The sequence below is a fragment of the Brevundimonas sp. genome, from assembly GCF_030704825.1.
Lineage (GTDB): Bacteria > Pseudomonadota > Alphaproteobacteria > Caulobacterales > Caulobacteraceae > Brevundimonas.
This window is the reverse complement of sequence record NZ_JAUYNX010000020.1, coordinates 18,653-43,801: the sequence shown is the minus strand read 5'-3', so window position 1 is coordinate 43,801 and position 25,149 is coordinate 18,653. Positions and strand designations below refer to the sequence as shown.

Annotated in this window: 25 protein-coding genes and 1 tRNA gene; 19 read left to right on the top strand and 7 right to left on the bottom strand. The window is 69.6% G+C overall.

Annotated features, from left to right (window positions below; all coding sequences use genetic code 11):
• The first annotated feature begins 350 nt into the window (after window positions 1-350).
• Together cobT and Q8Q71_RS10770 are read left to right on the top strand one after the other, a co-directional pair.
• Window positions 351-2,219 (top strand): cobaltochelatase subunit CobT, encoded by a 1,869-nt coding sequence (cobT, locus tag Q8Q71_RS10775; protein WP_305759593.1) that lies wholly within the window; start codon window positions 351-353, stop codon window positions 2,217-2,219.
• A 5-nt stretch (window positions 2,220-2,224) separates the two neighbouring features.
• Window positions 2,225-3,202, top strand: a complete 978-nt coding sequence (locus tag Q8Q71_RS10770) for an esterase-like activity of phytase family protein (RefSeq protein WP_305759592.1) — start codon at window positions 2,225-2,227, stop codon at window positions 3,200-3,202.
• Window positions 3,203-3,204: 2 nt separating this feature from the next.
• Here the strand turns inward: Q8Q71_RS10770 and Q8Q71_RS10765 are convergent, their stop codons facing one another.
• From Q8Q71_RS10765 to Q8Q71_RS10750, 4 genes are all read right to left on the bottom strand, one after another.
• The gene (locus Q8Q71_RS10765) at window positions 3,205-3,498 is read right to left on the bottom strand and encodes a hypothetical protein (protein ID WP_305759591.1); all 294 of its coding nucleotides are present in this window, start codon (window positions 3,496-3,498) and stop codon (window positions 3,205-3,207) included.
• A 65-nt stretch (window positions 3,499-3,563) separates the two neighbouring features.
• Complete coding sequence (locus Q8Q71_RS10760; RefSeq protein WP_305759590.1) at window positions 3,564-4,157, bottom strand: demethoxyubiquinone hydroxylase family protein; 594 nt, start codon at window positions 4,155-4,157, stop codon at window positions 3,564-3,566.
• Window positions 4,135-4,668 carry a disulfide bond formation protein B gene (locus tag Q8Q71_RS10755; RefSeq protein ID WP_305759589.1) on the bottom strand — a complete coding sequence of 178 codons (534 nt, stop codon included), beginning with the start codon at window positions 4,666-4,668 and terminating at the stop codon, window positions 4,135-4,137. The genes Q8Q71_RS10760 and Q8Q71_RS10755 overlap by 23 nt, the downstream gene beginning before the upstream one ends.
• 48 nt (window positions 4,669-4,716) lie before the next feature.
• Window positions 4,717-5,295 (bottom strand): YqaA family protein, encoded by a 579-nt coding sequence (locus tag Q8Q71_RS10750; RefSeq protein WP_305759588.1) that lies wholly within the window; start codon window positions 5,293-5,295, stop codon window positions 4,717-4,719.
• A 137-nt stretch (window positions 5,296-5,432) separates the two neighbouring features.
• On the opposite strand from Q8Q71_RS10750, the gene Q8Q71_RS10745 reads away from it, so the two are divergent.
• The 4 genes from Q8Q71_RS10745 to Q8Q71_RS10730 all read left to right on the top strand — a co-directional run bounded on the left by Q8Q71_RS10745 (window position 5,433) and on the right by Q8Q71_RS10730 (window position 8,876).
• On the top strand, window positions 5,433-5,873 hold the full coding sequence (locus tag Q8Q71_RS10745; protein ID WP_305759587.1) for a VOC family protein: 441 nt from the start codon (window positions 5,433-5,435) through the stop codon (window positions 5,871-5,873).
• Window positions 5,870-6,484, top strand: a complete 615-nt coding sequence (locus Q8Q71_RS10740; RefSeq protein WP_305759586.1) for a DUF6655 family protein — start codon at window positions 5,870-5,872, stop codon at window positions 6,482-6,484. Before Q8Q71_RS10745 ends, Q8Q71_RS10740 begins: the two co-directional genes overlap by 4 nt.
• A 98-nt stretch (window positions 6,485-6,582) precedes the next feature.
• Window positions 6,583-8,442, top strand: coding sequence for a DUF885 family protein (locus Q8Q71_RS10735; protein ID WP_305759585.1), 1,860 nt, complete (start codon window positions 6,583-6,585; stop codon window positions 8,440-8,442).
• Window positions 8,443-8,546: 104 nt separating this feature from the next.
• On the top strand, window positions 8,547-8,876 hold the full coding sequence (locus Q8Q71_RS10730; RefSeq protein WP_305759584.1) for a zf-TFIIB domain-containing protein: 330 nt from the start codon (window positions 8,547-8,549) through the stop codon (window positions 8,874-8,876).
• Between the two features lie 9 nt (window positions 8,877-8,885).
• Here the strand turns inward: Q8Q71_RS10730 and Q8Q71_RS10725 are convergent, their stop codons facing one another.
• Entirely contained in the window at window positions 8,886-10,634 is a 1,749-nt protein-coding gene (locus tag Q8Q71_RS10725; protein ID WP_305759583.1) for a hypothetical protein, read from the bottom strand.
• Window positions 10,635-10,778: 144 nt separating this feature from the next.
• On the opposite strand from Q8Q71_RS10725, the gene Q8Q71_RS10720 reads away from it, so the two are divergent.
• The 6 genes from Q8Q71_RS10720 (at window position 10,779) to Q8Q71_RS10695 (ending at window position 14,664) form a co-directional block, all read left to right on the top strand.
• Window positions 10,779-11,483, top strand: a complete 705-nt coding sequence (locus tag Q8Q71_RS10720) for a response regulator transcription factor (RefSeq protein ID WP_305759582.1) — start codon at window positions 10,779-10,781, stop codon at window positions 11,481-11,483.
• Window positions 11,452-13,092, top strand: coding sequence for a stimulus-sensing domain-containing protein (locus tag Q8Q71_RS10715; RefSeq protein ID WP_305759581.1), 1,641 nt, complete (start codon window positions 11,452-11,454; stop codon window positions 13,090-13,092). Before Q8Q71_RS10720 ends, Q8Q71_RS10715 begins: the two co-directional genes overlap by 32 nt.
• Window positions 13,089-13,520, top strand: a complete 432-nt coding sequence (locus Q8Q71_RS10710; RefSeq protein ID WP_305759580.1) for an HPr kinase/phosphorylase — start codon at window positions 13,089-13,091, stop codon at window positions 13,518-13,520. Before Q8Q71_RS10715 ends, Q8Q71_RS10710 begins: the two co-directional genes overlap by 4 nt.
• Before the next feature lie 87 nt (window positions 13,521-13,607).
• Entirely contained in the window at window positions 13,608-14,012 is a 405-nt protein-coding gene (locus tag Q8Q71_RS10705; protein ID WP_305759579.1) for a PTS sugar transporter subunit IIA, read from the top strand.
• A complete protein-coding gene (locus Q8Q71_RS10700) occupies window positions 14,009-14,281 on the top strand; it encodes an HPr family phosphocarrier protein (RefSeq protein ID WP_305759578.1) in 273 nt (90 codons plus the stop codon). The genes Q8Q71_RS10705 and Q8Q71_RS10700 overlap by 4 nt, the downstream gene beginning before the upstream one ends.
• On the top strand, window positions 14,281-14,664 hold the full coding sequence (locus Q8Q71_RS10695) for a hypothetical protein (RefSeq protein WP_305759577.1): 384 nt from the start codon (window positions 14,281-14,283) through the stop codon (window positions 14,662-14,664). Before Q8Q71_RS10700 ends, Q8Q71_RS10695 begins: the two co-directional genes overlap by 1 nt.
• A 53-nt stretch (window positions 14,665-14,717) precedes the next feature.
• On the opposite strand, the gene Q8Q71_RS10690 is transcribed toward Q8Q71_RS10695, so the two are convergent.
• Window positions 14,718-14,793: transfer RNA gene (locus tag Q8Q71_RS10690), tRNA-Ala, on the bottom strand.
• 152 nt (window positions 14,794-14,945) lie between these two features.
• Here Q8Q71_RS10690 and Q8Q71_RS10685 point away from each other — a divergent pair.
• The 5 genes from Q8Q71_RS10685 to hisS all read left to right on the top strand — a co-directional run bounded on the left by Q8Q71_RS10685 (window position 14,946) and on the right by hisS (window position 19,733).
• Window positions 14,946-15,251, top strand: a complete 306-nt coding sequence (locus Q8Q71_RS10685; protein ID WP_305759576.1) for a YggT family protein — start codon at window positions 14,946-14,948, stop codon at window positions 15,249-15,251.
• Window positions 15,252-15,377: 126 nt separating this feature from the next.
• A complete protein-coding gene (locus tag Q8Q71_RS10680) occupies window positions 15,378-16,256 on the top strand; it encodes a 3-hydroxybutyryl-CoA dehydrogenase (RefSeq protein WP_305759575.1) in 879 nt (292 codons plus the stop codon).
• A gap of 10 nt (window positions 16,257-16,266) precedes the next feature.
• Window positions 16,267-16,836 carry a phthalate transporter gene (locus Q8Q71_RS10675; protein ID WP_305759574.1) on the top strand — a complete coding sequence of 190 codons (570 nt, stop codon included), beginning with the start codon at window positions 16,267-16,269 and terminating at the stop codon, window positions 16,834-16,836.
• A gap of 90 nt (window positions 16,837-16,926) precedes the next feature.
• Window positions 16,927-18,198 carry a DUF418 domain-containing protein gene (locus Q8Q71_RS10670; RefSeq protein ID WP_305759573.1) on the top strand — a complete coding sequence of 424 codons (1,272 nt, stop codon included), beginning with the start codon at window positions 16,927-16,929 and terminating at the stop codon, window positions 18,196-18,198.
• A 38-nt stretch (window positions 18,199-18,236) separates the two neighbouring features.
• Window positions 18,237-19,733 carry a histidine--tRNA ligase gene (gene hisS / locus Q8Q71_RS10665; protein ID WP_305759572.1) on the top strand — a complete coding sequence of 499 codons (1,497 nt, stop codon included), beginning with the start codon at window positions 18,237-18,239 and terminating at the stop codon, window positions 19,731-19,733.
• A gap of 353 nt (window positions 19,734-20,086) precedes the next feature.
• Here the strand turns inward: hisS and Q8Q71_RS10660 are convergent, their stop codons facing one another.
• The gene (locus Q8Q71_RS10660; protein ID WP_305759571.1) at window positions 20,087-22,225 is read right to left on the bottom strand and encodes a M13 family metallopeptidase; all 2,139 of its coding nucleotides are present in this window, start codon (window positions 22,223-22,225) and stop codon (window positions 20,087-20,089) included.
• Window positions 22,226-22,394: 169 nt separating this feature from the next.
• Here Q8Q71_RS10660 and Q8Q71_RS10655 point away from each other — a divergent pair, with 169 nt between their 5' ends.
• Window positions 22,395-24,230 carry a cation:proton antiporter gene (locus Q8Q71_RS10655; protein ID WP_305759570.1) on the top strand — a complete coding sequence of 612 codons (1,836 nt, stop codon included), beginning with the start codon at window positions 22,395-22,397 and terminating at the stop codon, window positions 24,228-24,230.
• Between the two features lie 235 nt (window positions 24,231-24,465).
• Window positions 24,466-25,113 (top strand): TetR/AcrR family transcriptional regulator, encoded by a 648-nt coding sequence (locus Q8Q71_RS10650; protein WP_305759569.1) that lies wholly within the window; start codon window positions 24,466-24,468, stop codon window positions 25,111-25,113.
• Window positions 25,114-25,149 lie beyond the last annotated feature (36 nt).

Genomic DNA, 25,149 nt, shown 5'->3' with positions numbered 1-25,149 from the left:
GCGGACGTCGAGGGATGGCGTCCGCCTGCTCGCCGCGCGCCGCTGGATGCGGACCGCCGACGCCTGATGGCCTCGTGTCCGCCCCGCGTCGCAGGCAGCAATGTCTGCGGCGGATGATCCGGCAAGGCCCGAATGTCAGGGTCGCCAGCCGGAGAGCGCGTGGAAAACGACCGCGCGGGGCTGTCTGTCTCGTCGAAACGGTAAAACATTCAAGCACCGGGCGAGGCCCGGCCGCCCCGCTCCCTCCCCACACCGCCGCGAAAGCAGGCGGCGAAGACTCCTGCGTCTCTCCAGGCTTCGCCGCGGCGCGAGAGCTTCTCCCCCGCCCCCGAACCCGCTAACTGGAACCCATGGCCGCCGCCGAAACCCCCGCCGAAGTCTTCAAGCGCGCCCTCGCCCATGCGGCGCGGGCCCTGGCCGAGCAGTCCGGGCTGGAGGTCGTGTTCGGCTCCGACGGACCCCGGCTGGCCAACGGCGTCCTGACCCTGCCGCATCCGCCGCGCGATCCGGGCGGGCCCGAGAGCGCCAGCCTGCGCGGTCAGGCCGACCGGCTGGCCCTGCGCCTGGCCAATCACGACGAGAGCCTGCACGCCCGACTGCGTCCCGTCGACAGCCGCGCCGCCGAGGTCTTCGAGGCGGTCGAGCAGGCGCGGGTCGAGGCGGTCGGCTCCACCGCCCTGGCCGGGGTCCGGGCCAATATGGGCGCGGCCCTGCTGACCCGGCTGGAAAAGATGGGCGCCCTGCGCGCGACCGAGGCCGAGCGCGTCCCGGTGGCCGAGGCCGTGGCCCTGCTGGTGCGCGAGCGGCTGACTGGCCAGCGCGCGCCCGACGGCGCCGCCGCCATGCTGGACCTCGTCCGCGCCGCCGTGGAGGACAAGGCCGGCGCCAGGCTCGACGCCCTGGCCGAGGTCGCGGACGACCAGGTCGCCTTCGCCGCCCGGCTGAAGGACGTGCTGCGTGCGCTCGATCTCGATCCCGGCGACGGGCGCGGCGACGACGCCTCTGAAGATCAGGGCGACGAGGAGCCCGATCCGCAGGATCCGGACGCGGCCGACGATCAGGACGAGGACGACGCCGGCGGCGGCGAGGGCCAGTCGATGGACGGCTCGACCGACGACCAGACCGCGGGCGAGGAACGCGAGTCGCGTCCGGACGGCGCGCCCGCCGACCCGGACGGCGACGCCTCGGACGAGGGCCCCGACGTCAACGAGGGCGCCCTGCCCAACCGCCAGCAGACCGCCGACGACGGCCGCGCCATCGACGCCTATCGGGTGTTCACGACGGCCTACGACGAAGTCGTCGACGCCGCCGACCTGTGCGATCCCAATGAACTGGAACGGCTGCGCGCCCTGCTGGACCAGCAGCTGATCGCCCTGTCCTCGGTCGTCGCCCGCCTGGCCAACAAGCTGCAGCGCCGGTTGATGGCCCAGCAGAACCGCAGCTGGCATTTCGATCTGGAAGAGGGGGTGCTGGACACCGCCCGCCTGACCCGGATCATCACCGACCCGACCAGCCCGCTCAGCTTCAAGGCCGAGAGCGAAAGCCCGTTCCGCGACACGGTGGTCACCCTGCTGCTCGATAATTCCGGCTCGATGCGCGGCCGGCCGATCATGGTGGCGGCGGTCTGCGCCGACATTCTCGCGCGGACGCTGGAGCGCTGCGGCGTCAAGGTCGAGATCCTCGGCTTCACCACCCGGGCGTGGAAGGGCGGCCAGGCGCGCGAGGCGTGGATCACCGCCGGCAAGCCGCCGCATCCGGGGCGGCTGAACGACCTGCGCCACATCATCTACAAGGCGGCGGACGCGCCGTGGCGGCGGGCGAAGAAGAGCCTCGGCCTGATGATGCGCGAGGGGCTGCTGAAGGAGAACATCGACGGCGAGGCCCTTTCCTGGGCGCACGACCGGCTGCTGGCCCGGACCGAGTCGCGCAAGATACTGATGGTCATCTCCGACGGCTCGCCGGTCGACGATTCCACCCAGTCGGCCAACGCCGCCCTGTATCTGGACAAGCACCTGCGTCAGGTCATCGCCGAGATCGAGACCCGGTCGCCGGTCGAGCTGATGGCCATCGGGATCGGCCACGACGTGACCCGCTGGTACCGCCGCGCCGTGACTATCGTCGATGTCGAGCAGCTGGCCGGGGCCATGGTCGAGAACCTGGCCGCCCTGTTCGACGCCGAGCCGAAGGCGGCGCCGGCGCGGCGGCGGCGGGCCGCTTGAGACTGATGCGCCGCCTTGCGCCGGCGGTGGCGGGCCTGCTGCTGGCGGCCTGCGCCGGCGTCGCGGCGGTCGTCCCGCCCGATCCCGCCGGCCTGGCGGACGCCGGCTGGATCCCCGCCGCGGCTTCGGCGCGGCCGGCGGGTCTGGGCCTGCCCGGCGGCGCGCGGCTGGAGGACGGCGTCCGCTTCGCCGGCGGCCTCGAACTGGTGCTCGACGAGGCCTCGCCGTTGCACAGCCTGTCCGACCTGAAGCTGCTCGACGAGGCGGCCTTCGTCAGCGTCAGCGACGCCGGCGATCTGGTGCGCGGGCGGCTGCGGCTCGACCCCTCCGGGCGGCTGGCCGGGGTCGAGGGCCTCGCCGTCCGCCGGCTGACCCTGGCGGACGGCGCGCCGATCGTCGAAAAGGCCGACGGCGACGCCGAAGGGCTGGCCGTCGACGCCGACGGCGATCTACTGGTCAGCTTCGAGCGCGATCACCGCATCTGGAACTATGGCGATCCCCGGCGACCGGCGTCGACGCCGGTTCCCGTCCGCATGCCCGACGCGGCCTTCGCCTCCAACGACGGCATGGAGGGTCTGGCCGCCGGTCCGGCCGGCTGGCGGGTCAGTGGCGAATCCGGCGGCGTCTGGGATTGCACGGCGATCCGCTGCGCCGTCGTCGTCGCGCCGGGAGCGCCGGTCGCGGACGGCGACTACCGCATCACCGGCATCGACCGCGATCCTTCGGGGGCGGGATATTTCGTGGTCCAGCGGTCGTTCAGCCCGCCCGTCGACGCCCGCGCCCGGGTCCGGCGCATGGACCGGGACGGAACCCTCGGCCCCGTCCTGATAGAGTTGAAGCTGCCGGGCACGACCGACAATTTCGAGGGGATCGCCGCCCGTTCCCAAGGGGGAAGCACGCGGCTCTACATCCTGTCGGACGACAACAACAACGCCGCGCAGCGCACCCTGCTGCTCGCGTTTGACGTGGCTTCAGATCGTTGAGATCAGCCGCCGTCAGGCATGCGGGCGCCCTGCATCCGGCGCAGCATCTCCTGGCTGTCCCGCCGTTCGTCCGCCGTTTCGACGGAGTTGCGGCAGACGCGGCGGCCGAAGCGCGACCCCGTCACCGGCTCGGTGCGGCAGACCTGGGTGATGGGCGAGCGGTCGGGAGCCCGAACGTCCACGTTCGGAAGGGCCGTGGCCGAGGCTTCGCCCTCGACGGGGCCCGGGGCCTGACCGGGCGGAGGCGCCTGCTGAACGAGGGCGAGCGAGGCGAAAAGGACGGCGGGAAGCAACACGGAGCTCTCCTGAATATTTCAGCCATAATGACGGACGGACCGAAATTCGCAACCCGGACGTGCGATCAGAGGCGTTCGCTGACCTTGATGGCGGCGCGGCAGCCGGCCCGGATCACCGCGGTCAGAAAATCGTACCCCGGCGTTTCCCGGCTGCCGTGGTCCACGGCGTGGTCGCGGTGGGCCAATTCCTCGTCGCGGAAGGCCGACAGCTCGGCCGCCAGCGCCGGATCGCGGTCGGCCAATTCGGCGATCTGGTCGGCGTAGTGTTCCTCGATCACGCTTTCGACCGCCTCGGTGCAGGCGTGGGCCGCCTTTTCGCCCATCAGCGCCGTCCCGGTTCCCAGCGCCAGGGCGGCCAGACGCCACACCGGCGTCATCACCGTGGGCCGCACCCGCTCGGCGTTCAGCAGGGCCTCGAACCGGGCCAGGTGGACGGCCTCCTGCGCCTGCATCTCGCCCATGTCGGCGGCGATGGCCTCGCGGCCGGCCCGTCCCTCGAACACGGCCCGCTGGGCGCGGTAGATGTTCACGGCGGCGTATTCCCCGGCGTGGTCGACCCGCAGGATCTCGGCCCGACGACGCTGGCTCGCCCCGCGGCCGGGACGGGCCAGCGGAATGCGGCGGCCGGTCGCGGGATCAGTTCCGGGGGGCGCGTGCATCCTTGGGCCTCTTGGCGGCGAGCAGGCTGAACACGGCCAGGGCGGCCGAGATCAGGGCGTTCCACCCTGCCATGGACAGGCCCAGGAAGCTCCAGGCCACCGCGTCGCACAGGGCGACCTTCTCCACCGGCCCCGTGCCCAGGGCCAGCGCCGCGAGGCTTTCCAGATTGACGTCGCCGCCGCCCGAGCAGGTGGCGGGCAATTCCCACCATTTCAACTCGCCGCCCATGTGGAAGACAGCGGTCACCGCCCCGGTGAGGAAGACCACGGCCAGCAGGAAGGCGGCGATGCGCGGGGTGCCGCGGCTGCCGCGGCTGACGACATGCCAGAGGGTGGCGGTCAGGGCGATCGCCGCCGCGAACCAGTAGACCTCGCGCTGCTTGAGGCAGAGGTTGCACGGCGCCAGCCCCCCGAACCGCTCGAACGCGTGCGCCGCCCCGAGCAGGGCCAGCGAGGCTGCGAGGGCGAAGGCGGTCCACCACCGCGTCAGGAGTCGATAAAGGCCTCTCATCGGACGACGTTCATAGCCGGGCGCGAAGCGTCCGTCGATTGGCCTCGCCTAGAACAGAAGCTTTACCGCCACGATGGCGCCGATCAGCACCACCAGACCGATGACGCTCCACATGGCCAGCCGTTTCTCGACCTCGGCCAGCATGGCGGGCCCCCAGCGCCTCAGCACCCAGGCCTCGGCGAAGAAGCGCGCGCCGCGTGTCGCCACCGAGGCGGCCACGAACACCGGGAAGCTGAAATGGGCCAGGCCCGAGGCGATGGTCACCAGCTTGTACGGAATGGGCGTCAGGCCCTTCACCAGAATCACCGCCAGACCCCAGCGATCGAACCAGTGCTGGAATTCCTCGAGGCCGTCGGAGTGGCCGATGACGCTCATCAGCCAGAGCCCCAGGTCGGTGAGGTAGAAGCCTATGGCGTAGCCGAGAATGCCGCCCAGCACCGAGGCCAGGGTGCAGACGCCGGCGTAGAAATAGGCCCGGTCGGGTCGGGCCAGGATCATCGGCGCCAGCATCACGTCCGGAGGAACGGGAAAAAAGGAGCTCTCGGCGAAGGAGACGACGGCCAGGGCCGGGGTGGCGTGGCGGCTGCGGGCCAGGGCGAAGACCCAGTCGTAAAGCTTGCGAAGCATGTGTTTCCCGGATGACCGAAGGGCGCGTCTAGCAGGCCCAGAGCGGTCGCGCACCCACCGAAACCCTCCGTGAGTCGCCGCCGCGGCCAAGGGCCGCTATAGAGGCCGCCTGCCGCCTCTCCCCAGGACGGATCCCCATGCGCTATCTGCACACCATGGTCCGGGTGACCGACCTTGACGCCTCGTTGCGCTTCTATTGCGACCTGCTGGGCCTCGCGGAGATGCGGCGCATGGAAAACGAGGCCGGACGCTACACCCTGGTCTTCCTGGCCGCGCCGGCCGACCGGTCGCGCTCGGACGCGGATCGCTCGCCCGAGATCGAACTGACCTTCAACTGGGATCCCGAGCCTTACGGCGGCGGCCGCAATTTCGGTCACCTGGCCTACAAGGTCGGCGACATCTACGCGATCTGCCAGAGGTTGATGGACGGCGGCGTGACCATCAACCGGCCGCCTCGAGACGGGAACATGGCCTTCGTCCGCTCGCCGGACGGCATTTCCATAGAACTGCTGCAGGAGGGTTCGCCGCGCGCGCCCGCCGAGCCCTGGGCCTCGATGCCCAACACCGGGAGCTGGTGATCTTGAAACCGTATCCGATCCTGGCGCTGGCCCTGCTGGCGGGCGCCTGCGCCTCCACTTCCGAGACCTATCCCTCGCGCACCGCCACCGAACAGCTGCTGGTCGCCCGCGCCGCCGACCGCGCCGTCGAAGGCCTGACCCTGCCGATTCCGCGCGGCTCGCGCGTCTATGTCGACGACACCTGGTTCCGCGCCGAGACCGCGCCCTACGCCGTCAGCGCCATCCGCAACGCCCTGTCGGAGGCGGGCTACGCCCTCGCCCCTTCGAAAGCCGAGGCCGACGCGGTGTTCGAACTGCGGGCCGGGGCCCTGTCGCTGGAACAGATGCGCCGCGTCTTCGGCCTGCCCGAGATGCGGGTGCCGATCAACGACAGCTTCAATGTCGTCTCCGTGCCCGAACTGTCGATCTACAGCCGCCGCGACCGGGTCGGCGTGGCCGAATTCTCGGGCTTCCTCTACGAGCCCCGCACCGGCGCGCCCCTCGGCGCCGTCCTGCCCATGACCGGCGAGTTCCGCATCCGCAGCCACAAGCTGCTGATGATCGTCGCCTGGGGCCAGCAGAGCGTCGACCCCGGCGAACGCGACCCCGGCGACAGCTGGCGGGAGTTCTAGGGCGGGCGTCGGAATCTGCTCTGATCCCTGGCCCCCCTAACTTGCGCCCCTGCCCCGTGTCGGGGATGGTCACGCCCTCAGTGAAATCGGGGGTTCCCATGCGCCGTCTGCTCGTCTCGTCCGTCGCCGTCGTCGCCCTGCTGACGGGGGCCTCCGCAGCCGCGGCCCAGGATCCCCACGCCGGCCACGCGGGTCATGCCGCCCCCGCCGCCCAGAGCGAGGACGCCCGGCTGGCGGCCTTCTTCGAACAGGCCTTCCAGGAGCGGATCGCCCTGTCGCCGCAGCAGATGACCTCGCTGGGCCTCAAGACCGACTATGACCGGCTGGACGACGCGACGGACGCGGCGGCGGAGCGGTCGCTGGCTCTGGCCGAACGGCAGCTGGCGCAGCTGAACGACCAGTTCAATCCGCAGACCCTGAGCGACGAGAGCCGGATGTCGTGGCGGCTGTTCGAATACGGGGTCGAACAGGCGCGGCTGTCGAACCGCTGGCGCGAGTGGGGCTACCAGTTCGCGGCGAACGGCAATCCGACCACCGGCCTGCCGGTGTTCATGATCAACAACCACCGCGTCGACAGCGTCTCCGACGCCGAGGCCTATGTCTCGCGGCTGCGCGACGCCGGGCGGGTCATGGACGAGATCGCCGCCGAACTGCGCGACCGGGCCGCGCACGGAGTGATATCGCCCCATTTCGTCTTCGAGCCGTCGATCGCCAACACGCGCAACATCATCGCCGGCGCCCCCTTCGACGGCGGGGCCGACAATCCGGTCTGGGCGGATTTCCAGAGGAAGGTCGGCGCGCTGGAAGCCGATGCGGCGACGAAGGAGCGGCTGCTGGCCGAGGGCCGGTCGGCTCTGACCGGCGAATGGAGGCGCGGCTATGAGACCGTGCTGGCGGCCCTGGCCGAGGTTCAGGTCCAGGCTGCGGCCATGCCCGACCGCGACGCCGGCGTGTGGCGGCTGCCGGACGGCGAGGCCTTCTACAACGCCCGTCTGCGGCTCTCGACGACGACCGACCTGACGGCGGACCAGATCCACGAGATCGGCCTGTCGGAGGTGGCGCGGCTGCACGGCGAGATGCAGGCGATCATGACCCGGGTCGGCTTCACCGGTTCGCTGCAGGAGATGTTCGCCTTCCTCAAGACCGACCCGCGCTTCCAGTATCCGAACACGCCGGAGGGCAAGGAGCAGTATCTGACCGACTCGCGCGCCTTCATCGCCCAGGTGATGGCGATGGGTCCTGAGCTGTTCCATGACCTTCCGCGGGCGGCGCTGGAAGTGCGGTCGGTCGAGCCCTGGCGCGAGGCCACGGCCTCGGTCGCCTTCTACAACTCGCCGTCGCCGGACGGGACGCGACCGGGCATCTATTACGTCAACCTGTCAGACATGACCCAGGTGCTGAAGCCCCAGATCGAGGCGATCAGCTATCACGAGGGCGCGCCGGGCCACCATTTCCAGATCGCCGCCGCCCAGGAGATGGAGGATCTGCCGCGCTTCCGCCGCTTCGGCGGCTACGGCGCCTATGCCGAGGGCTGGGGGCTGTACGCCGAGCGGCTGGGACTGGAGATGGGCTTCTACCAGGACCCCTATTCGGACTTCGGGCGGCTGTCGCTGGAGCTGTGGCGGGCGGTGCGGCTGGTCACCGATACGGGGCTGCACGCCAAACGCTGGAGCCGCGAACAGGCGATCGAATATTTCCAGCAGAATTCGCTGCTCAGCGAGCGCGACATCGTCAAGGAGGTCGAGCGCTATCTGACCAATCCCGGCCAGGCGACCAGTTACAAGGTCGGCGAACTGAAGATCATGGAGCTGCGCCGGCGCGCGCAGGCGGCGCTGGGCGCGCGGTTCGACATCCGCGACTTCCACGCCGTCGTCCTGGGTTCGGGCTCGGTGCCGCTGGAGGTGCTGGAGGACCAGGTCGACGCCTGGATCGCGGCGGGCGGCGGAAGGCCGGACTGAGCGGCCGGCCTCGGGGTCGGGCCGAAGCTGCGCGGCTGATCGCCGCGTTGGCGGAACCGGGCCGGCTCCCTAGCTGTATCGTCCGACACCTATTGGAGACGCCGATGCCCCTCTTGATGTGCCCCAACGATAACGCCGCCATGCAAACCCTCGAGCGGGGCGGCGTGCAGTTCGACATGTGTCCGACCTGCCGCGGCGTCTGGCTGGACCGGGGCGAGCTGGAGAAGCTGATGGAGTCGGCGGCCCAGGAGGGTCGGGCGTCCGCGCCGCAGGCCGCCCCCCAGCCCCAGACCCAGCCTTATCCGCCGCAGCAGCCGACCCAGCAGCCTTGGGGGGCGCAGCCGGGCTATCGGGACGACCGTTATCGCGATCGCGACGACGACTATCGCTACAAGAAAAAGAAGCGGGACAGCATCTTCGACATCTTCGACTGACCGGAACCCTCAGGCCGCCAGGCCCGCCGCCTTCATCAATCCCTTGAGCGGCGCGAGCGTTTCCGGCGCGGCCGACAGGACGGCGCGCGATTCCGGGGCGCGGAACAGTTTGATCGCCTCGGCCTTGGCGCGGTCCGCCGCCGGTCCGAGCGGGGCGGTTTCCCCCGCCGCCAGACGCAGCAGCACCGACAGCTTCTGCACCAGCGGCGCCGGCGATCGGGCCAGCTGGGCGACGATCCGGGCTTCGGCCTCCACGGCGCCGCCGACGGCGCCGATGGCCGTCCCGATCCCCGCATCGTCCCGCTCCGCCAGCCCGCACCCGCGCACGGCCCGCTGCAGGCCGGCCAGCACGCCCAGCTTCTGGGCGGCGGTCTGGGTGGTCGAGGGCGCGCGCATCTCGCTCTCGAAGCGCAGCGAACCGACGCAGGCCGACAGCCAGCGGGCCGCCGACCGCTTGTTGCCCGCGCCGGTGACGTTCTCGCACAGCCGGGTCAGGGCCTCGGCCTCGCACAGCACCGTGGTGCAGACCTTGACGTAGGCCGCGACGAAATCGGCGGTGACGATGGCCTTGGAACGTTCGTTGAAGGCCGTCTGGACTTCATCCAGCGTCAGCAGCCGACCCGCCGTCACGGTCAGCGCCGTCGCGAGGGTGCGCAGGATGTCTATCTCCCCGCTCGCATCATTGGGACGCAGCCGCCGGGGGCTCATCAGTTCGCGCAGCACCATTCGCGCGAGGGCGGCGGCCAGCAGAGGGAACTCCCCGGCTTCCAGCCGGGCGCCGAGGCGGGCGGCGGGGCCGTCGACGGCCGGGACCTGCAACGCCAGCCGGGGATCCTGGGCGATCAGGGCGTTGATCTCGCGCGGCGCCACCATGCGCACCACGGCGGCCAGCGAGGCTCCCTGGTCCAGCGACGGCCCCAGAATGTCCGCCAGACTGGTCCGGGCGGCCAGCATCTCGCACAACAACTGTTCAACCGGGACCATCACCATGGCCCGGGGCTGACCGTCCATCGGCGCACGGTCGGTCAGGTCCATCAGCCGGTCCAGACGGGCCCGTCCGCCGCGCACGCCCTTCAGGGCGCCGGACACGATGCCGCCCATGACGAAGGCGCGGTCCGGCTGGCCGGCCATGCGGTGGGCCAGATCGGCGATCGAACAGTCGTCCAGACCGGGAAACAGGTTGCGCCGCCCGGCCGAGATGAGTCGCTCGACCGCCTGATCGGACAGTTTCTGATAGTGCCGCACCAGATCGTGGACGGGCTGTCCCACATCCTGGCTTTCCGGCACGGCGATCTTCTGGATGGCGTGCTGGAGCTCGACGCCCGAGGCTTCGAGCTTCTCCGCGAGGTCGGGACGGTGCAGCAGTTCGAAGGCGGTCACGCCCTGACGCGCGAGCCAGTCCTCCAGCACCCGGCCGATGGTTTCGCGAGCGTGCGGCGCGTAGAAATCCTGGGCCCCGGTGCAACGCGGCCCGGCCTGGTCCTCCGGCACGACGCGCTTCCTGTGCACCTCGGGCGCTCCGCGGGTGAGCACCGTCAGGCTGGAGAACTCCATGGTGTCGGGATCGAGGGTCTCCTTGGTCACCCGCACCGCCGCGGCGCGGTCGTCCTGCAGCATGTCCTCGGCCGTCTGGATGGCGTGCGCGCGATCCTCCGTCGCCATCTGGAGGCTCCAGGGCGCCGGCGCGGTCTTGCGGATATAGACTTCGTAGTGGACGGGGCCGGCCATGATACGCTCACGCTGTTCGGCCTCCAGCATGGCGCCAAGGCTTTAAGGCCGGGTTTCGTTGCGCATCGAGGGCCGGGAGCCCATGTTTCCCGCCGTAATCTCACCCGATTGATTTAGAACGGTTACGCTTGCCGTGCGTTCAGACGGCGACGACTCGACTGCAAGGAGCCCGACTTGGCCAACATCACCCTGGTCGACGACGACGAGAACATCGTCGCTTCCGTCTCGCTGGCGCTGGAAAGCCATGGCCACAAGGTCACCGCGTGGCATGACGGAGCCTCGGGCCTCGAGGCCCTTGAGACCAATCCGCCGGACCTCGCCATCCTCGACGTCAAGATGCCGCGCATGGACGGCATGGAGGTGCTGCGCCGGCTGCGCCAGACCTCGCAGATTCCGGTCATCATGCTGACGTCCAAGGACGAGGAGATCGACGAGATTCTCGGCTTCAACCTCGGCGCCGACGACTACATCCACAAGCCGTTCAGCCAGCGCCTGCTGATCGAACGGGTCAAGGCCCTGCTGCGCCGCACCGGGGCGGACGGGGCCGAACCCGACCCCGTGGGCGACAACTCGGCCAAGGCCATCAAGCGCGGCAAGCTGTCGATGGACCCGGCCCGCCACGAGAGCACCTGGGAAGGCAAGCCGGTCAAGCTGACGGTGACGGAATTCCTGCTGCTCCAGGCCCTGGCCCAGCGGCCCGGCTTCGTGAAGAGCCGCGACAACCTGATGGACGCCGCCTACGACGACCAGGTCTATGTCGACGACCGCACCATCGACAGCCACGTCAAGCGGATGCGAAAGAAGTTCCGGGTGGTCGACCCCGAGTTCGACGCCATCGAGACCCTGTATGGCGTCGGATACCGCTATCGCGAAAGCTGATCCTCTCCCGCCGGGAGATAACGAACCGCGCCGCCGGCTGAAACGCTTCGGCGGCTCGCGGCTCGGCGGCCTGATCCTGGCGCTGAACCTGCTCAGCCTGCTGATCCTGTTCGTCGGGGCGCTGCTTCTGAACGAGTGGCAGCGGGGCCTGATCGAGGCGCGGCAGGAAACCCTGGTCGCCCAGGCGGAACTGCTGGCCAATGTGCTGGCGGACAAGGAATATACGATCGGGGAGCCGACGCCGCAGTTCAACGTCGAAAAGGCGCCGTTGCTGCTGCGCGACAACTTCATTCCGAAAGGCCAGAGGGCGCGGCTGTTCGATATAGACGGCCTGCTGGTGGCGGACAGCTACGCCGTGACCGAGGTCATTCCCGGTCGCCCCCTTCCGCCCGCCCGTCCCGCCGGTACGCCTGTCCAGAGGCCCGACCCCGGCTCGGAGACCCGCAACACCGCCGATCTGGATCGCGCCCGCGCCGCCCTGGCCGCGGAGGTGGAGCAGGCGCTGGACGGCCAGCCCCAGGCGACCCAGCGCCGTTCGGAGGGCGGCGACCGGGTGATCTCGGTCTCCATCCCCGTGCGTCACGTGCAGCAGGTTCTGGGCGTGCTCACCCTCGAGGCGGGCGATGTCGACGAGACCCTGGCGGCCCAGCGCCGCGCCCTGATGCCCTTCGCCCTCGTGGCCCTGGCGGTGAACCTGCTGGGCTCGCTGCTGATGCACCTGTTCGTGGCCCGGCCGGTGATGCGGCTGTCGGCGGCGGCGGACGAGGTGCGGCTGCAGCGCGCCCGCGCCATCTCCCTGCCCGACCTCGAGCACCGCAAGGACGAAATCGGCGACCTGGCCCGCTCGCTCGAAACCATGACCGAGACCCTGTCCGACCGGATGGACGCCATCGAGGCCTTCGCCGCCGACGTCTCCCACGAGATCAAGAACCCCCTGACCTCGATCCGCTCGGCGCTGGAGACCCTGCCGCTGGTCAAGACCCCGGCCCAGCGTGAGAAGCTGACCACCCTGCTGCAACAGGACGTCCGCCGCCTGGACCGGCTGATCACCGACATCTCCAACGCCTCGCGCCTGGACGCCGAACTGAATCGCGACCGGCCCCGGGCCATCGACCTGACCCAGCTGCTGACCGAGATCGTCGGCGTCTATGAGTCCGGCCTCAAGCCGGGCGAGGCCCATTTGACCTTCGCCGGGCCGACCGGTGACCACGTCCAGATCCTCGGCCGCGACGGGCCGCTGGGGCAGGTGTTCCGCAACCTGATCGACAACGCCCGGTCGTTCAGCCCGCCGGGCGGGACCGTCCGGATCTCGCTCCTTCGGGACGATATCGATCCCGACCGGCCGGTGCGGGTGCGAATCGACGACGACGGCCCCGGCATTCCCCCGGAAAATCTCGAGACCGTGTTCCAGCGCTTCTACACCTCGCGGCCCAGGGGCGCGGTCTTCGGAGCCAATTCGGGCCTCGGCCTGTCGATCGTGCGTCAGATCGTCGAGGCGCATGGGGGCCGGGTTCGCGCGGAGAATCGCCACGGCCCGTCGGGAGAGATCTCCGGAGCCCGCTTCGAGGTCGCCCTGCCGGCCGCTCCGCCCGCGGGCCGCCGGCCATGACGGACGCGGCGCCGGTCCACGCCACGGCCGCGGCGCACTGGACGCCCGGGGCCGGCTGGCGCGCCGTCGTGATCAGCGGCCCGTCGGGCGCGGGCAAGAGCGACCTGGCCCTGCGGCTGATCGGGCGCGGCTGGCGGCTGGTCGCCGACGACTACGTCCATGTCTTCGCCTCGGGCGGAGCCCTCTACGCCACGGCGCCGGCGGCCATCGCCGGCCGGATCGAAGCGCGCGGGCTCGGGATCGTCGGAGCCGCGTCCACAGGGGTGGTTCGCCTGGTCCTGGCCGTGGAGCTGACGGCGGCCGCCACGGACCGGCTGCCGGAGCCCGGAACCCGAAGCTTCGCGGGCCGATCCTTGCCCCTGCTGCGTCTCAACGGGTTCGAGCCTTCGGCGGTCGAAAAGGTCGCCGCGGCCATCGCCCCGCTTTGACCTGGCGCGGACTTGGGCTATTCCGCCCGGCTTGCGGTGCGCTCACGGGCGGCCGGACGCGGGGGCGAAAGTCTTGGTGAAGCCTTCATGATCGGGCTGGTTATCGTCACCCACGGGGGACTGGCCTCGGAATTCCTGGCGGCGATGGAGCATGTCGTCGGCCCCCAGCGCGGGGTCGCGGCCATCTGCATCGGACCGGAGGACGACATGGAGCGGCGCCGCCGCGACATCGTCGACGCGGCCCGGGCCGTGGACGATGGCGACGGCGTCATCCTGCTGACCGACATGTTCGGCGGCACGCCGTCCAATCTGGCCATCTCGGTGATGGAGGAAACCCGCGCCGAGGTCATCGCCGGACTGAACCTGCCGATGCTGATCAAACTGGCCAGCGTGCGCGGTCGGGAGCCGCTGGAGGCCTGCGTCGCCCACGCCCAGGACGCAGGCCGGAAATACATCTCGGTCGCCAGCTGGGTGCTTCAGGGCGAGAAATGACGGCGACCGCGACCGCGAACATCTGCAATACGCGCGGCCTGCACGCCCGGGCCTCGGCCAAATTCGTCAAGCTGGCCTCCGGGTTCGACGCCGAGGTCCACGTCACCCGCGACGGGGTGACCGTCAACGCCCTGTCGATCATGGGGCTGCTGATGCTGGGAGCCGGCAACGGCTGCGGCATCCAGATCACCGCCGAGGGCCCGGATGCCGAGGCCGCGGTCGCCGCCCTGGCGGATCTTGTCGAACGCCGCTTCGACGAGGATCAGTGATGGCCCCGCCGGCCTTCAAGATCCGGATCATCCGCCCGCCGGCGGGCGAGGCGCCGCTATGGGTGCGCGAGGCCTGGGTCGGGCTTGAACTGCCGCTCGCCCATCTCGAGCCGGTCACGGTCGACACCGGGGGCGTCCTGAGCGGTCCGACCTCGCGGACGGGCTGGTGGTGGGCCCGCCTCCTCGGTCGCCTCCACAAGACGACGGGCTATTGCGTGAACTCCGCGCGCGCCATCGAGATTCTCGGCCGGTCCCGGCCCGAGGCGGCGAACTGGTGGGTGACGAACGCGCCGCGCTTCACCCATCCCGACGAAGGCTTCATCTTTGACATCCCGGCCTGCGAGCCCTCGCCCGAGCCGATCGCCAACAGCCCCTGGGGCTGACCCGGGCCGCAAACCGCAATCCCGTCCTTGAACCCGATCGACGGGCAAACGCCTGGTGGAGCCGAGGGGAGTCGAACCCCTGACCTCGTCATTGCGAACGACGCGCTCTACCAACTGAGCTACGGCCCCGTTTCCGGGTGCAGGCGAGGGCGCGACATACGAGCGGCGGCCCCGTGGTGTCAACGGCCTTGCGGCGCGGCGTCGCCCGGGACGCCGGAATCCTTGGACGGACGGCCCGGCCACGCTAGAAGCGAGGCTGATTTCGTTTCGGGAGCCCCTTTATGGGTTACGCCATCGTCTGGCTGGTCAACACCATCCTGTCGCTCATGACCTGGGCGATCATACTGTCAGCGATCCTGAGCTGGCTTTTCGCCTTCGATGTGATCAATCACCGCAATCGTTTCGTGAATCAGCTGGCGGGGTTCCTCGACTCGCTGACGGGACCGATCCTCGCCCCGTTCCGGCGCTTCATTCCGCCGCTCGGCGGACTGGATATCTCTCCGATCGTGGCCATCCTGACGATCCAGTTCCTGGGCATTCTGTTCAACCGGACGAGCGCGCCGTTCCTGATCGGCGTCCTTGGCTAGACGTGACTGGCGGGTGACAGGTGGAAGACCCCGCCGCCGTGGCGACGTTCCAGCCTTGCACCGTCCGGCAGGGGTCCTAAGGTGCCGCTCCGATCGGGCCATGCGCCTGCCAGCCAACCGGACTCAATGACCACTATCCGATCCGTCGCCATCATCGGCGCAGGCCAGATGGGCGCAGGCATCGCCCAGACCGTGGCCGCGGGCGGCTATCAGGTGAGCCTGTACGACGCCGCCGGCGACCGCGTGCCCCAGGCCCAGGCGGCCGTCGCCGCCAGCCTGGCCCGGCAGGTCGAACGCGGACTGACCGATCAGGCCGCCGCCGACGCCGTGGTGGCGCGGATCACGGCCGCCCCGTCGCTGGCGGCGGCGGCGAAGGCGGATCTGGTCATCGAGGCGGCGGTCGAGAACGAGGCGGTCAAGAAGGCGATCCTGGCCGAGCTGGTTCCCCATCTCGGGCCCGACACCCTGCTGGCGTCCAACACCTCGTCGATCTCGATCACCCGTCTGGCCTCGGCCACCGACCGGCCCGACCGCTTCATCGGCCTGCATTTCATGAAGCCGGCGCCGGTGATGAAACTGGTCGAGATCATCCGCGGCATCGCCACCTCGGCCGCCACCTACGATACCGCGGTGGCTTTCGCGGAATCGCTGGGCAAGACCACGACCAACGCCGAGGATTTTCCCGCCTTCATCGTCAACCGCATCCTGGTGCCGATGATCAACGAGGCCATCTACACCCTGTACGAGGGGGTCGGGAACGTCGCCTCGATCGACAAGGCGCTGAAGCTGGGGGCCAACCATCCGATGGGGCCGCTGGAACTGGCGGACTTCATGGGTCTGGACGTGGTTCTGGCCATCATGAACGTGCTCTATGACGGCCTGGCCGACAGCAAATACCGGCCGTGTCCGCTGCTGGTGAAATATGTCGAGGCCGGCTGGCTGGGGCGCAAGTCAGGCCGCGGCTTCTACGACTATTCCGGCGAGACGCCGGTCCCGACGCGGTGAGCCCGGCCCGATGATCCCGACCCTCGAAAAGCCCGAGGACTTCCCCGGCCAGCAACGGGTGGCGTGGCGGCGGGAACCGGTGCGGATCGTTCTGGCGGCTGTGGCCGGCGCCCTGTGGCCGCCGTTGGCGATCACCCTGGTGATCTGGCCGCCCAGCAACTGGCTGCCCAGCCTCGAGATGGACTGGCGGCTGGTGGTGATGGTCGTCGGAGCCCTGGCCGTGCCCGGCGGGCTGTGGCTGCTGGCGCGGGAACGCGAGCGTTCCGGGCGGCCGTCCACCCGGCTGGGCGTGGTGTGGCGCTTCATGTTCTACGGCGGCCTGCTCGCGGCCGGGCTTCAGGCCATGCTGGCGCTGACGGTGTCGGTGGTCGGCTGGTTCGAGGCCGGCGGCGTCGCCCAGGCGGCGGGCGCGACCGAGACGACCCTGCTGATCTTTGGAGTCGGCGGCCTGCCGGTCGCCGTGCTGCTGGGTGTCAGCTATGCGCTGTGGGCCGGTCTGTGCGCCGCCTTCATCGCCTTCATGCCCCAGCCGGAGGTCCGCGACCGACTGGGCGTGATGGGCGACCGCGACGCGGACTGATCCGCGCCGACCCCGGGCCGGTTACGTCGAATTCAGTTTCACGCCGCCGCCGCATCGGCCAGGTTGCGCCCGACGGGATGGGGAAAAATCATGGCCGCTGTCGAACCATTGAGCGGGGAGGCGCTCGCGCCTGCCGTCAAATTGGCGCCGGTCGCGCCCGGCGATCGCATCTTCAATCTCGACATGCTGCGGGGCTGGGCGATCCTCGGCATCCTCGCCGTCAACGCCATCACCTTCGCCTGGCCGATCGCGGCCGGGATGAGCGAGGCTTCGCGCCCCTATGACCTGACCGGCGCCGACGCCTGGGGGCACTGGGTCACCGACGTCTTTTTCGAGGACAAGTTCCGCACGCTTTTCACCATGCTGTTCGGCGTTTCGATCTACCTCGTCGGCGGCGAGCGGTTTGACCAGGCTCGTGGCAGGCTGTTGCGCAGCCGCCTGTTCTGGCTGGCCGTTTTTGGCCTCATCCACGGCCTTGCGATCTGGTGCGGCGACATACTGCTGCACTACGCCTACTGCGGCCTGATCATGATGACGATGCGGTCCATGAAGGCCGGAAAGCTTCTCTGGATCGGCGGCGGCGTCACACTGTTGTGGGCGCTGCTCGCGACCGCCGGGCCGCTGGTGATGAACGCCCTGCCCCCCGGGCTCATGGCGAAGGCCGGAGCTGAACAGGCCGGCGTCACCGTTCAGGATATTCTGGCGACCGTCGACGCCTATCGCGCGGGGGGCGCAGGTCCGTGGATCGAAAACGCCAAGGCCTGGCTGATGGTCCAGGGGTTCAGCCTGTTCCTGATCCCGGTCACCATCCCCCTGATGATGCTCGGACTGGGACTGTTCAAGTCCGGCTTCCTTGGCGGTCGGTCGCCGGTGTGGGTCTATCTGCTGTTCGCCGCCGCCGCCGCCGCCAACCTGTGGGTCTTCGGCGCCAACGCCTGGGCCGAGGTCGTCGCCGGGCCCGACGCCGATCCGACGGGCGGCCTCGCCTCCGCCGCCGGCGGCCTGGCGCCGCTGGTGACCCTCGGCTACGCCAGCATGCTGATCCTCATGACGCGGTTCGGGCTGAAGATTCTCACCGGCGTGCTCGCGCCGGTGGGACGCATGGCCTTCACCAACTACCTCACCCAGTCGCTCATCATGGCCAGCCTGTTCTACCTGCCGTGGGGCCCGAACTGGATGGGAACCATGGGACCGGGCCAGCTTTGGAGCGTGGTCGGGGCGATCTGGATCGCCCAGCTCATCTGGTCGCCGCTGTGGCTGTCCGTGTTCAGCATGGGGCCGCTGGAATGGCTTTGGCGCTGCCTGACCTACGGCCGGATGGTGCCGATCCGCAAACCCGCCCCGGCCTCGGTCGCCCTCTGAGCGTTGCCGGGCGGCGAGCGATGGCTTAAGCGCCCGGCATGACCGACACCGCCGTTCCCGCCCGTCCTGAAGCCCGCGGCCCCCGGGGGTTCGCCGACCGTCGCGGCCGCGACCTGATCGCCGAGCGCCGTCTCGTCCAGCGGGTGTCCGAGGTCTATGAGCGCTGGGGCTTCGAACCGCTGGAAACCGGCGCCTTCGAATACGCCGACGCCCTCGGCAAATTCCTGCCCGACGCCGATCGTCCGAATGAAGGCGTCTTCGCTCTTCAGGACGACGACGACCAGTGGATGGCGCTGCGCTACGACCTGACCGCGCCCCTGGCCCGGTTCGCCGCCCAGTCATGGGAGACCCTGCCCAAGCCGTTCCGGCGCTACGCCTTCGGTCCGGTGTGGCGCAACGAAAAGCCCGGCCCCGGCCGCTTCCGCGAATTCGTCCAGTGCGACGCCGACACCGTCGGTTCGGACCGGCCCGAGGCCGACGCCGAGATCATCGCCATGGCCGGCGAGGGCCTGCGCGCCGCGGGGCTGGACGCCGGTCAGGCCGTGGTCCGGGTGTCGAACCGCAAGCTGTTCGACGGTCTGTTCGCGGCAGGCGGTATCGAGGACCCCGGCCAGAAGCTGACCGCCCTGCGCGCCATCGACAAATTCGACCGGCTGGGCTGGGAGGGCGTCTCCGCCCTGCTCGGCGAGGGGCGCCTGGACGAATCCGGCGACTACACGAAGGGGGCGAAACTGTCGTCGGGCGTCATCGGCGCTATCGAAGGCTTCCTCGCCTCGGTCGGGACCGAAGGCCTGACGCGGGCGCAGACGCTCGACGCCGTGGCCGCGGCCGGCGGTCTGGGCGAGATCGGCGAGGGCGCCCTGAACGAACTGGCCGCCATCGATGCGGCGCTCAACGCCATGAAGGTCGGCCAGGAGGCGGTGCGGTTCGATCCGACCATCGTGCGCGGGCTGGAATACTACACCGGGGCCGTGTTCGAGGCCGAACTGCTGCTGGATACGGTCGACGACAAGGGCCGGGCCGTGCGCTTCGGCTCGATCGGCGGCGGCGGTCGCTATGACGATCTGGTCGCCCGCTTCACCGGCGAGCGCCTGCCGGCCACCGGCTTCTCGTTCGGGGTCTCGCGTCTGGCCTCGGCGCTGAAGGCGGCGGGTCGGGAGGCGGCGGAATCCGCGCGCGGGCCGGTCGTGGTCATCGTCTTTTCGGACGCCGACATGCAGCACTATCTCGACGCGGTGTCGGAGCTGCGCAACGCCGGGATCGCGGCTGAGCTCTATCTTGGCCGGGCGGGCATGAAGGCGCAGATGAAATACGCCGACCGGCGCGGAGCCCCCGCCGCCGTCATCCTGGGCGGGGACGAGATCGCGGCCGGTCAGGTCACGGTCAAGGATCTGGACGCGGGCCGGGCGCTGGCCGCCGGCGTCGGCGACAACGAGGCCTGGAAATCCGAACGGCCGGGTCAGCGGATCGTCCCTCGATCCGATCTGGTCGCCACGGTGGCCGGTATTGTGGCCCAGGCGCGCACAGCTTCGTGACTTATCACTGATAAGATTGGAAAAACCCGGGTTTCACCCGCCGCTTCATTGACTTGGGACGGTAAATGTCGTTTTTCTGACGCACTCGGGAAGCGCAGCGTTTCGGCGCAGCAGCGGCCCGGAGGCGTTTCGGGGAGGAAACGTCCGCTCGTTCAAAGAGCGAAAGAAAGCCCGCCGCGATGTATCCCCCGCGGCGGGCTTTTTTGCGTCTGGAATCAGGGCGCTAACGCTCGCCCGCGGAGGCTCGCCGCCTGGGCGGGTCGCGCCCTGCCGATCGGCAAACAGTCTCAAGCCAAACAGGAAGGGCCGGAGCGTCGCCACTCCGGCCCCTCGGTTCGTTCGGGCTCGCGGGTCTACCAGATGCGGACCCGGTCTTCCGGTGCGAGATAGTATTTGTCGCCGGGCTGGACGTCGAAGGCTTCGTACCAGGCGTCAACGTTGCGGACCGGGCCGATGACCCGGAACTCGGCCGGGCTGTGCGGGTCGGTGTCGATCTGTTGCCTCAGCGCGTCGTCGCGATATTTCGACTGCCAGACCTGGGCCCAGCCGTAGAAGAAGCGCTGGTCGCCGGTCGTACCGTCTAGGACCGGCGCGGGCTGGCCGTTCAGCGACAGATGATAGGCCTCGAGACCGACGGCGTTGCCAGCGGCGTCGCCGATGTTCTCGCCCATGGTCAGGGCCGGGCGGACCCGGAAGCCCGGGAGGGGCTCGAACTGGCCGTACTGTTCGCCGAGGCGGGCGGTCAGCGCGTCGAAATTGGCCCGGTCCTCGGCCGTCCACCAGCTGCGCAGCACGCCATCGCCGTCGGACTTGGAGCCTTGGTCGTCGAAGCCGTGGCCGATTTCGTGACCGATGACGCCGCCGATGCCGCCATAGTTGACGGCCGGGTCCGCATCCGGATCGAAGAAGGGCGGTTGCAGGATGGCGGCCGGAAAGACGATCTCGTTATTGGTGGAGTTGTAATAGGCGTTCACGGTCTGCGGGGTCATGCCCCATTCGTCCTTGTCGACCGGCTCGTTCAGGCGATTGAGCTGATAGTTCCAGCGGAACAGGCCGGCCCGCTCACCGTTGCCGAACAGGTCGTCCGGGCGGATTTCGAGCGCGGAGTAGTCACGCCACTTGTTCGGGTAACCGATCTTGACGGTGAACTTGGCCAGCTTCTCCTGGGCTGCGGCCTTGGTGGCCTCGCCCATCCAGTCGTAGGTGTTGATGCGGTTGCTGAGCGCAATGCGCAGGTTGGCGACCAGCTCCTCCATCTTGGCCTTGGACTCGGCGGGGAAGTATTCAGCGACGTACTGGCGGCCGACGGCCTCGCCCAACATGCCTTCGGCGAAGCTGATGCCCCGCTTGTCGCGCGGGCGCTGCATCGGCTGACCCTGCAGGTCACGCGAACGGAACTCCCACTGGGCGTCGGCGAAGCGGCGCGACAGGCGCGAGGCGGCCTGGTCGGTGGTGTGGAAGGCCTCCCAGGCCTGGAGGGTCGCGACCGGGGTCTCCGCGAAGATGGCGGCGATGGCCGGCATGGCCGTGTCCTGGCGAACGATCAGGCGGGGCACTTCGCCGACGCCGACCGCCGTATAATAGGCCTGCCACGGGAAGCCCGGGGCCTCCGCCGCCAGTTGGGCGATGGTGTATTCATTGTAGGTCTCGTCGCGGTTGCGGTTCTGCTCCGGCGTCCAGTGCGCCTCGGCGATCCGACCCTCGAAGGCGAGGATCGCGTCCGCGTTCGCCGCCGGGTCTTCCCAGCCAACCATGGTCAGCATGCGCTCGACATAGGCGCGGTACAGCGCCTTCTTCTCGGCCCAGCGGTCCGCCAGATAGTAGTCGCGATTGGGCAGGCCCAGGCCGGCCTGGCCGGTCGAGACGACATACCGGGTCGGCGCCTTCTGGTCGGTGGTGATGCCCGTGCCGAAGATCGAGGCGCCCACGCGGCCCTGGGTCTGGCCCATGTAGACGGCCATGGCGTCATGGGTGTTCGCGGCGCGGATGGCGGCGAGGTAGGGCTGCAGCGGCTGGGCGTCCAACGCCTCGATCCGGTCCTCGTCCATGTAGGAGCGGTAGGCGTCCGCGATCTTCTGTTCGTCAGAGCCGGCGGCCAGGTCTGTGCGCGCGACGAGAGCGTCGATCATCACCTTCACGCGATTGTCGGACAGTTCGCGCAACAGGTTGAACGAGCCATAGGAGGTGCGGTCAGAAGGGATCTGCAGCCGATCGAGGGCTGAACCGTTGGCGTAGCGCATGAAGCTGTCGCCCGGGCGCACCGAGGTGTCGCGGCCGGCCAGATCAAAGCCCCAATCGCCGTAGCTCGGCGCCGCTACGCCCTGGTAACCCAGAACCGTCCCGCCTTCGGCGGGGGTCTGGAACAACTCGAAGACGGTGCAGCTTTCGTCGATGCAGGCGTGGCCGTGGTCATCGCCGCCCACCTGGGCGGACGCCGCGGAGGCGGGCAGCAACAGGGCGCCGAGCGCGGCGCCGATCAGCAGTTTTCTCATGGGATCCCTCGACTTCGCTTCTCTCACGGACAGCGTCGGCGGCGACCCTACGCTCCGGCCGCGCCCTGTCGTCTGAATTTTTTGTCATGCGCGGGAATCGGCGGTTTCCGGGGTTTCGCCTTGGCGGCGACGCATCCTGCCCGGATAGTGGGTCCTGTCAGGAGGGCGCATGAACGGACACGGCGGGGGCGGCGAGTACAAGGATCTGGTGGTCTTCCTGGCCGCGGCGGGCGTGGTCGTGCCGCTGTTCAACCGCCTGAGGATCAGTCCCGTGCTCGGCTTCCTCGCGGCGGGCGTTTTGCTGGGGCCGGACGGACTGGCGCGGCTGGCCGACAACGCGCCATGGCTGTCGTGGCTGACGATCTCGGACGCGGCCCAGATCCGCTCGCTGTCGGAGCTCGGCGTCGCCTTCCTGCTGTTCATGATCGGGCTGGAGCTGTCGTGGGAGCGGCTCCGGGCCATGCGCAAGCTGGTGTTCGGCCTCGGCCTCACCCAGGTGGCGGTCTGTACGGTCGCGCTGGCGGCGGTGTTCGTCTTTATGGGCCAGCCGATGGTCTCGGCGGCGGTGCTGGGCATGGGGCTGGCCCTGTCGTCGACGGCGGTGGTGATGCCGGTGATGGCCGAGCGAAGCCGGATCAAGACGACCGCGGGACGCGCGACCTTCTCCATCCTGCTGGCCCAAGACCTGGTCGTTGCGCCGATCCTCATCACGGTCACCGTCCTGGCGGCCCTCGCCGAGAGCGGGGTCGGAGGCGGCGACTTCGATCCGGCCGTGCTGCGGCCCGCCCTGTTCACCCTCATCCCGGCCGCCATCGGCCTGGCGCTGCTGGTCGTGCTGGGCCGGCTGGTGTTGCGGCCCATGTTCCGTTCGGTCGCCCGCGCCAAGACCAGGGGGCAGGGGCAGGAGATGTTCATCGCCGCCAGCCTGCTGGTGGTCGTCGGAGCCGGCGTCGCGGCCCAGGCGGCCGGCTTGTCGATGAGCCTCGGCGCCCTGATCGCCGGCCTGCTGCTGGCCGAGACCGAGTTCCGCCGCGAGGTCGAGATCTCGATCGAACCGTTCAAGGGACTGTTGCTCGGGGTCTTTTTCGTGGGAGTCGGCATCGGCCTTGATCTGGATGCGGTGGCCGGCGATCCGGTCGCGGTCTTCGGTCTCGCCGCCATGCTGACCTCGCTGAAGGCGGTCCTGATCTTCGGCGCCGCGCGCGTCTGGGGCCTGAACAATCGCACCGCCATCGAGACGGCGCTGGTGCTGGGGCCGGCGGGGGAGTTCGCCTTCGTGATCCTTGGGGCCGGTCTGGTCGAGGGGATCGCCTCGCCGGCCTTCACCCGGACGGTTCTGATGGCCGCGACGATCAGCATCTTCACCGTGCCCCTGATGGCCCTCATCGCCGATCGGCTGCTCAAACGCGCGGCGCCGACGGCGCCCGGCCTGCCCCGTGAAGCCCTGGAGCCGCCGGCGGCGACCGCAGGCCAGGTCCTGATCGTCGGCTTCGGCCGCGTCGGACGGCTGGTGGGCGAAATGCTGACCGAGCATGGCCAGGCATTTCTGGCCATCGACGCCAACCCCACCACCGTGGCCATGGGCCGGGCCGAGGGCGCCAACGTCTTCTACGGCGACGCCGGACGGCCCGAAATGCTGGAACGCTGCGGCATCGACACGGCCCGGGCCGTGGTGGTCACCATGGACGCGCCGACCAAGGTGGACGAGGTGGTGACCGCGACGCGCTCACTGCGCCCGGACCTGATCCTGATCGCGCGCGCCCGCGACCATCGCCACGCCGCGCGCCTGTACGCCCTCGGCGTCACCGACGCGGTGCCGGAAACGACCGAGGCCAGCCTGCAACTGGCCGAGAACACCCTGATCGATCTGGGCGTGCCCATGGGTCTTGTGCTGGCGTCGATCCACGAGCGCCGGGATCGATTCCGCAGGGTTTTCCAGGAGGCCATGCCCGAGGGGGACGCATCCCGACGCCCGCGCGCCCTGCGTTCCACCCTGCGTCGCTGAGCCGCAGCGCCGGAAGACCCGGCCGGTCCCGTTAACCGAACGCCTAACCCCGCTGTTAATCCCGCTACCCCATTTTGGTCATCGTTGCGTGATGTGTGCCCCTGATCTCGCCTGACAGGCGATATGTTTGCGTGCCTCCCCGCTCGCCCCGATTGTCCCCATCGCTTCGGCGTCCAGTTCCAACGGCGGATGTCAGCCGCCGCTCAGTGAGTAACCGTTTATGCGAGATGTCGCTTTGAACCCTTCCACGAACATCGATTCCGAAAGCGAAACTCCCCGGCTGAACCGTCGCCAGGCCGCCAAGGTCCGGACCCGTCAGAAGGTGCTCGAGGCCGCCCGCCAGCTGTTTGCCGAGCGGGGCTACGAGCCCGCCACCATCCGCGACATCGCCAAGGGCGCGGGCATGTCGACCGGCGCGGTCTTCGCCAACTTCCAGGACAAGGCCGAACTGTTCGAAGCGGTCCTCTCCGAGGACATGCTCAAGCTGGCGGAAACCCTGAAAGCCGCCGCCGCCTCCGAAACCTCGGTCCGCGCGCGTCTGTTGGCCGCCCTGACCGCGGGCTACCACAGCTCGCTGGAGCTCCTGCCGCTGGTCCAGGCCGTCGTCGCCCGTTCCTGGTTCCAGCCGGTGGCCGCCGAAATGCGGACCCGCGACGCCATCAAGCCGCTGGTTTCGGTCGTCACCGACGCCCTGCAGGCGGGCGTCCGCGAAGGCGAATTGCGTCAGGACGCCGACGTGCGCCTTCTCGGCGACCTCATCTACGACGCCTATCTGTCCAACTACCGCCGCGCCGCGTACGACGGCTGGACCATCCAGCAACTGACGGCGCAGCTCGGCAAGCAGGTGGACGTGATTCTGGCGGGCCAGATCTCGCGACAATAGGGAACCGCCCCTCCCCGCCGCCGCGCGCCGGGGAGG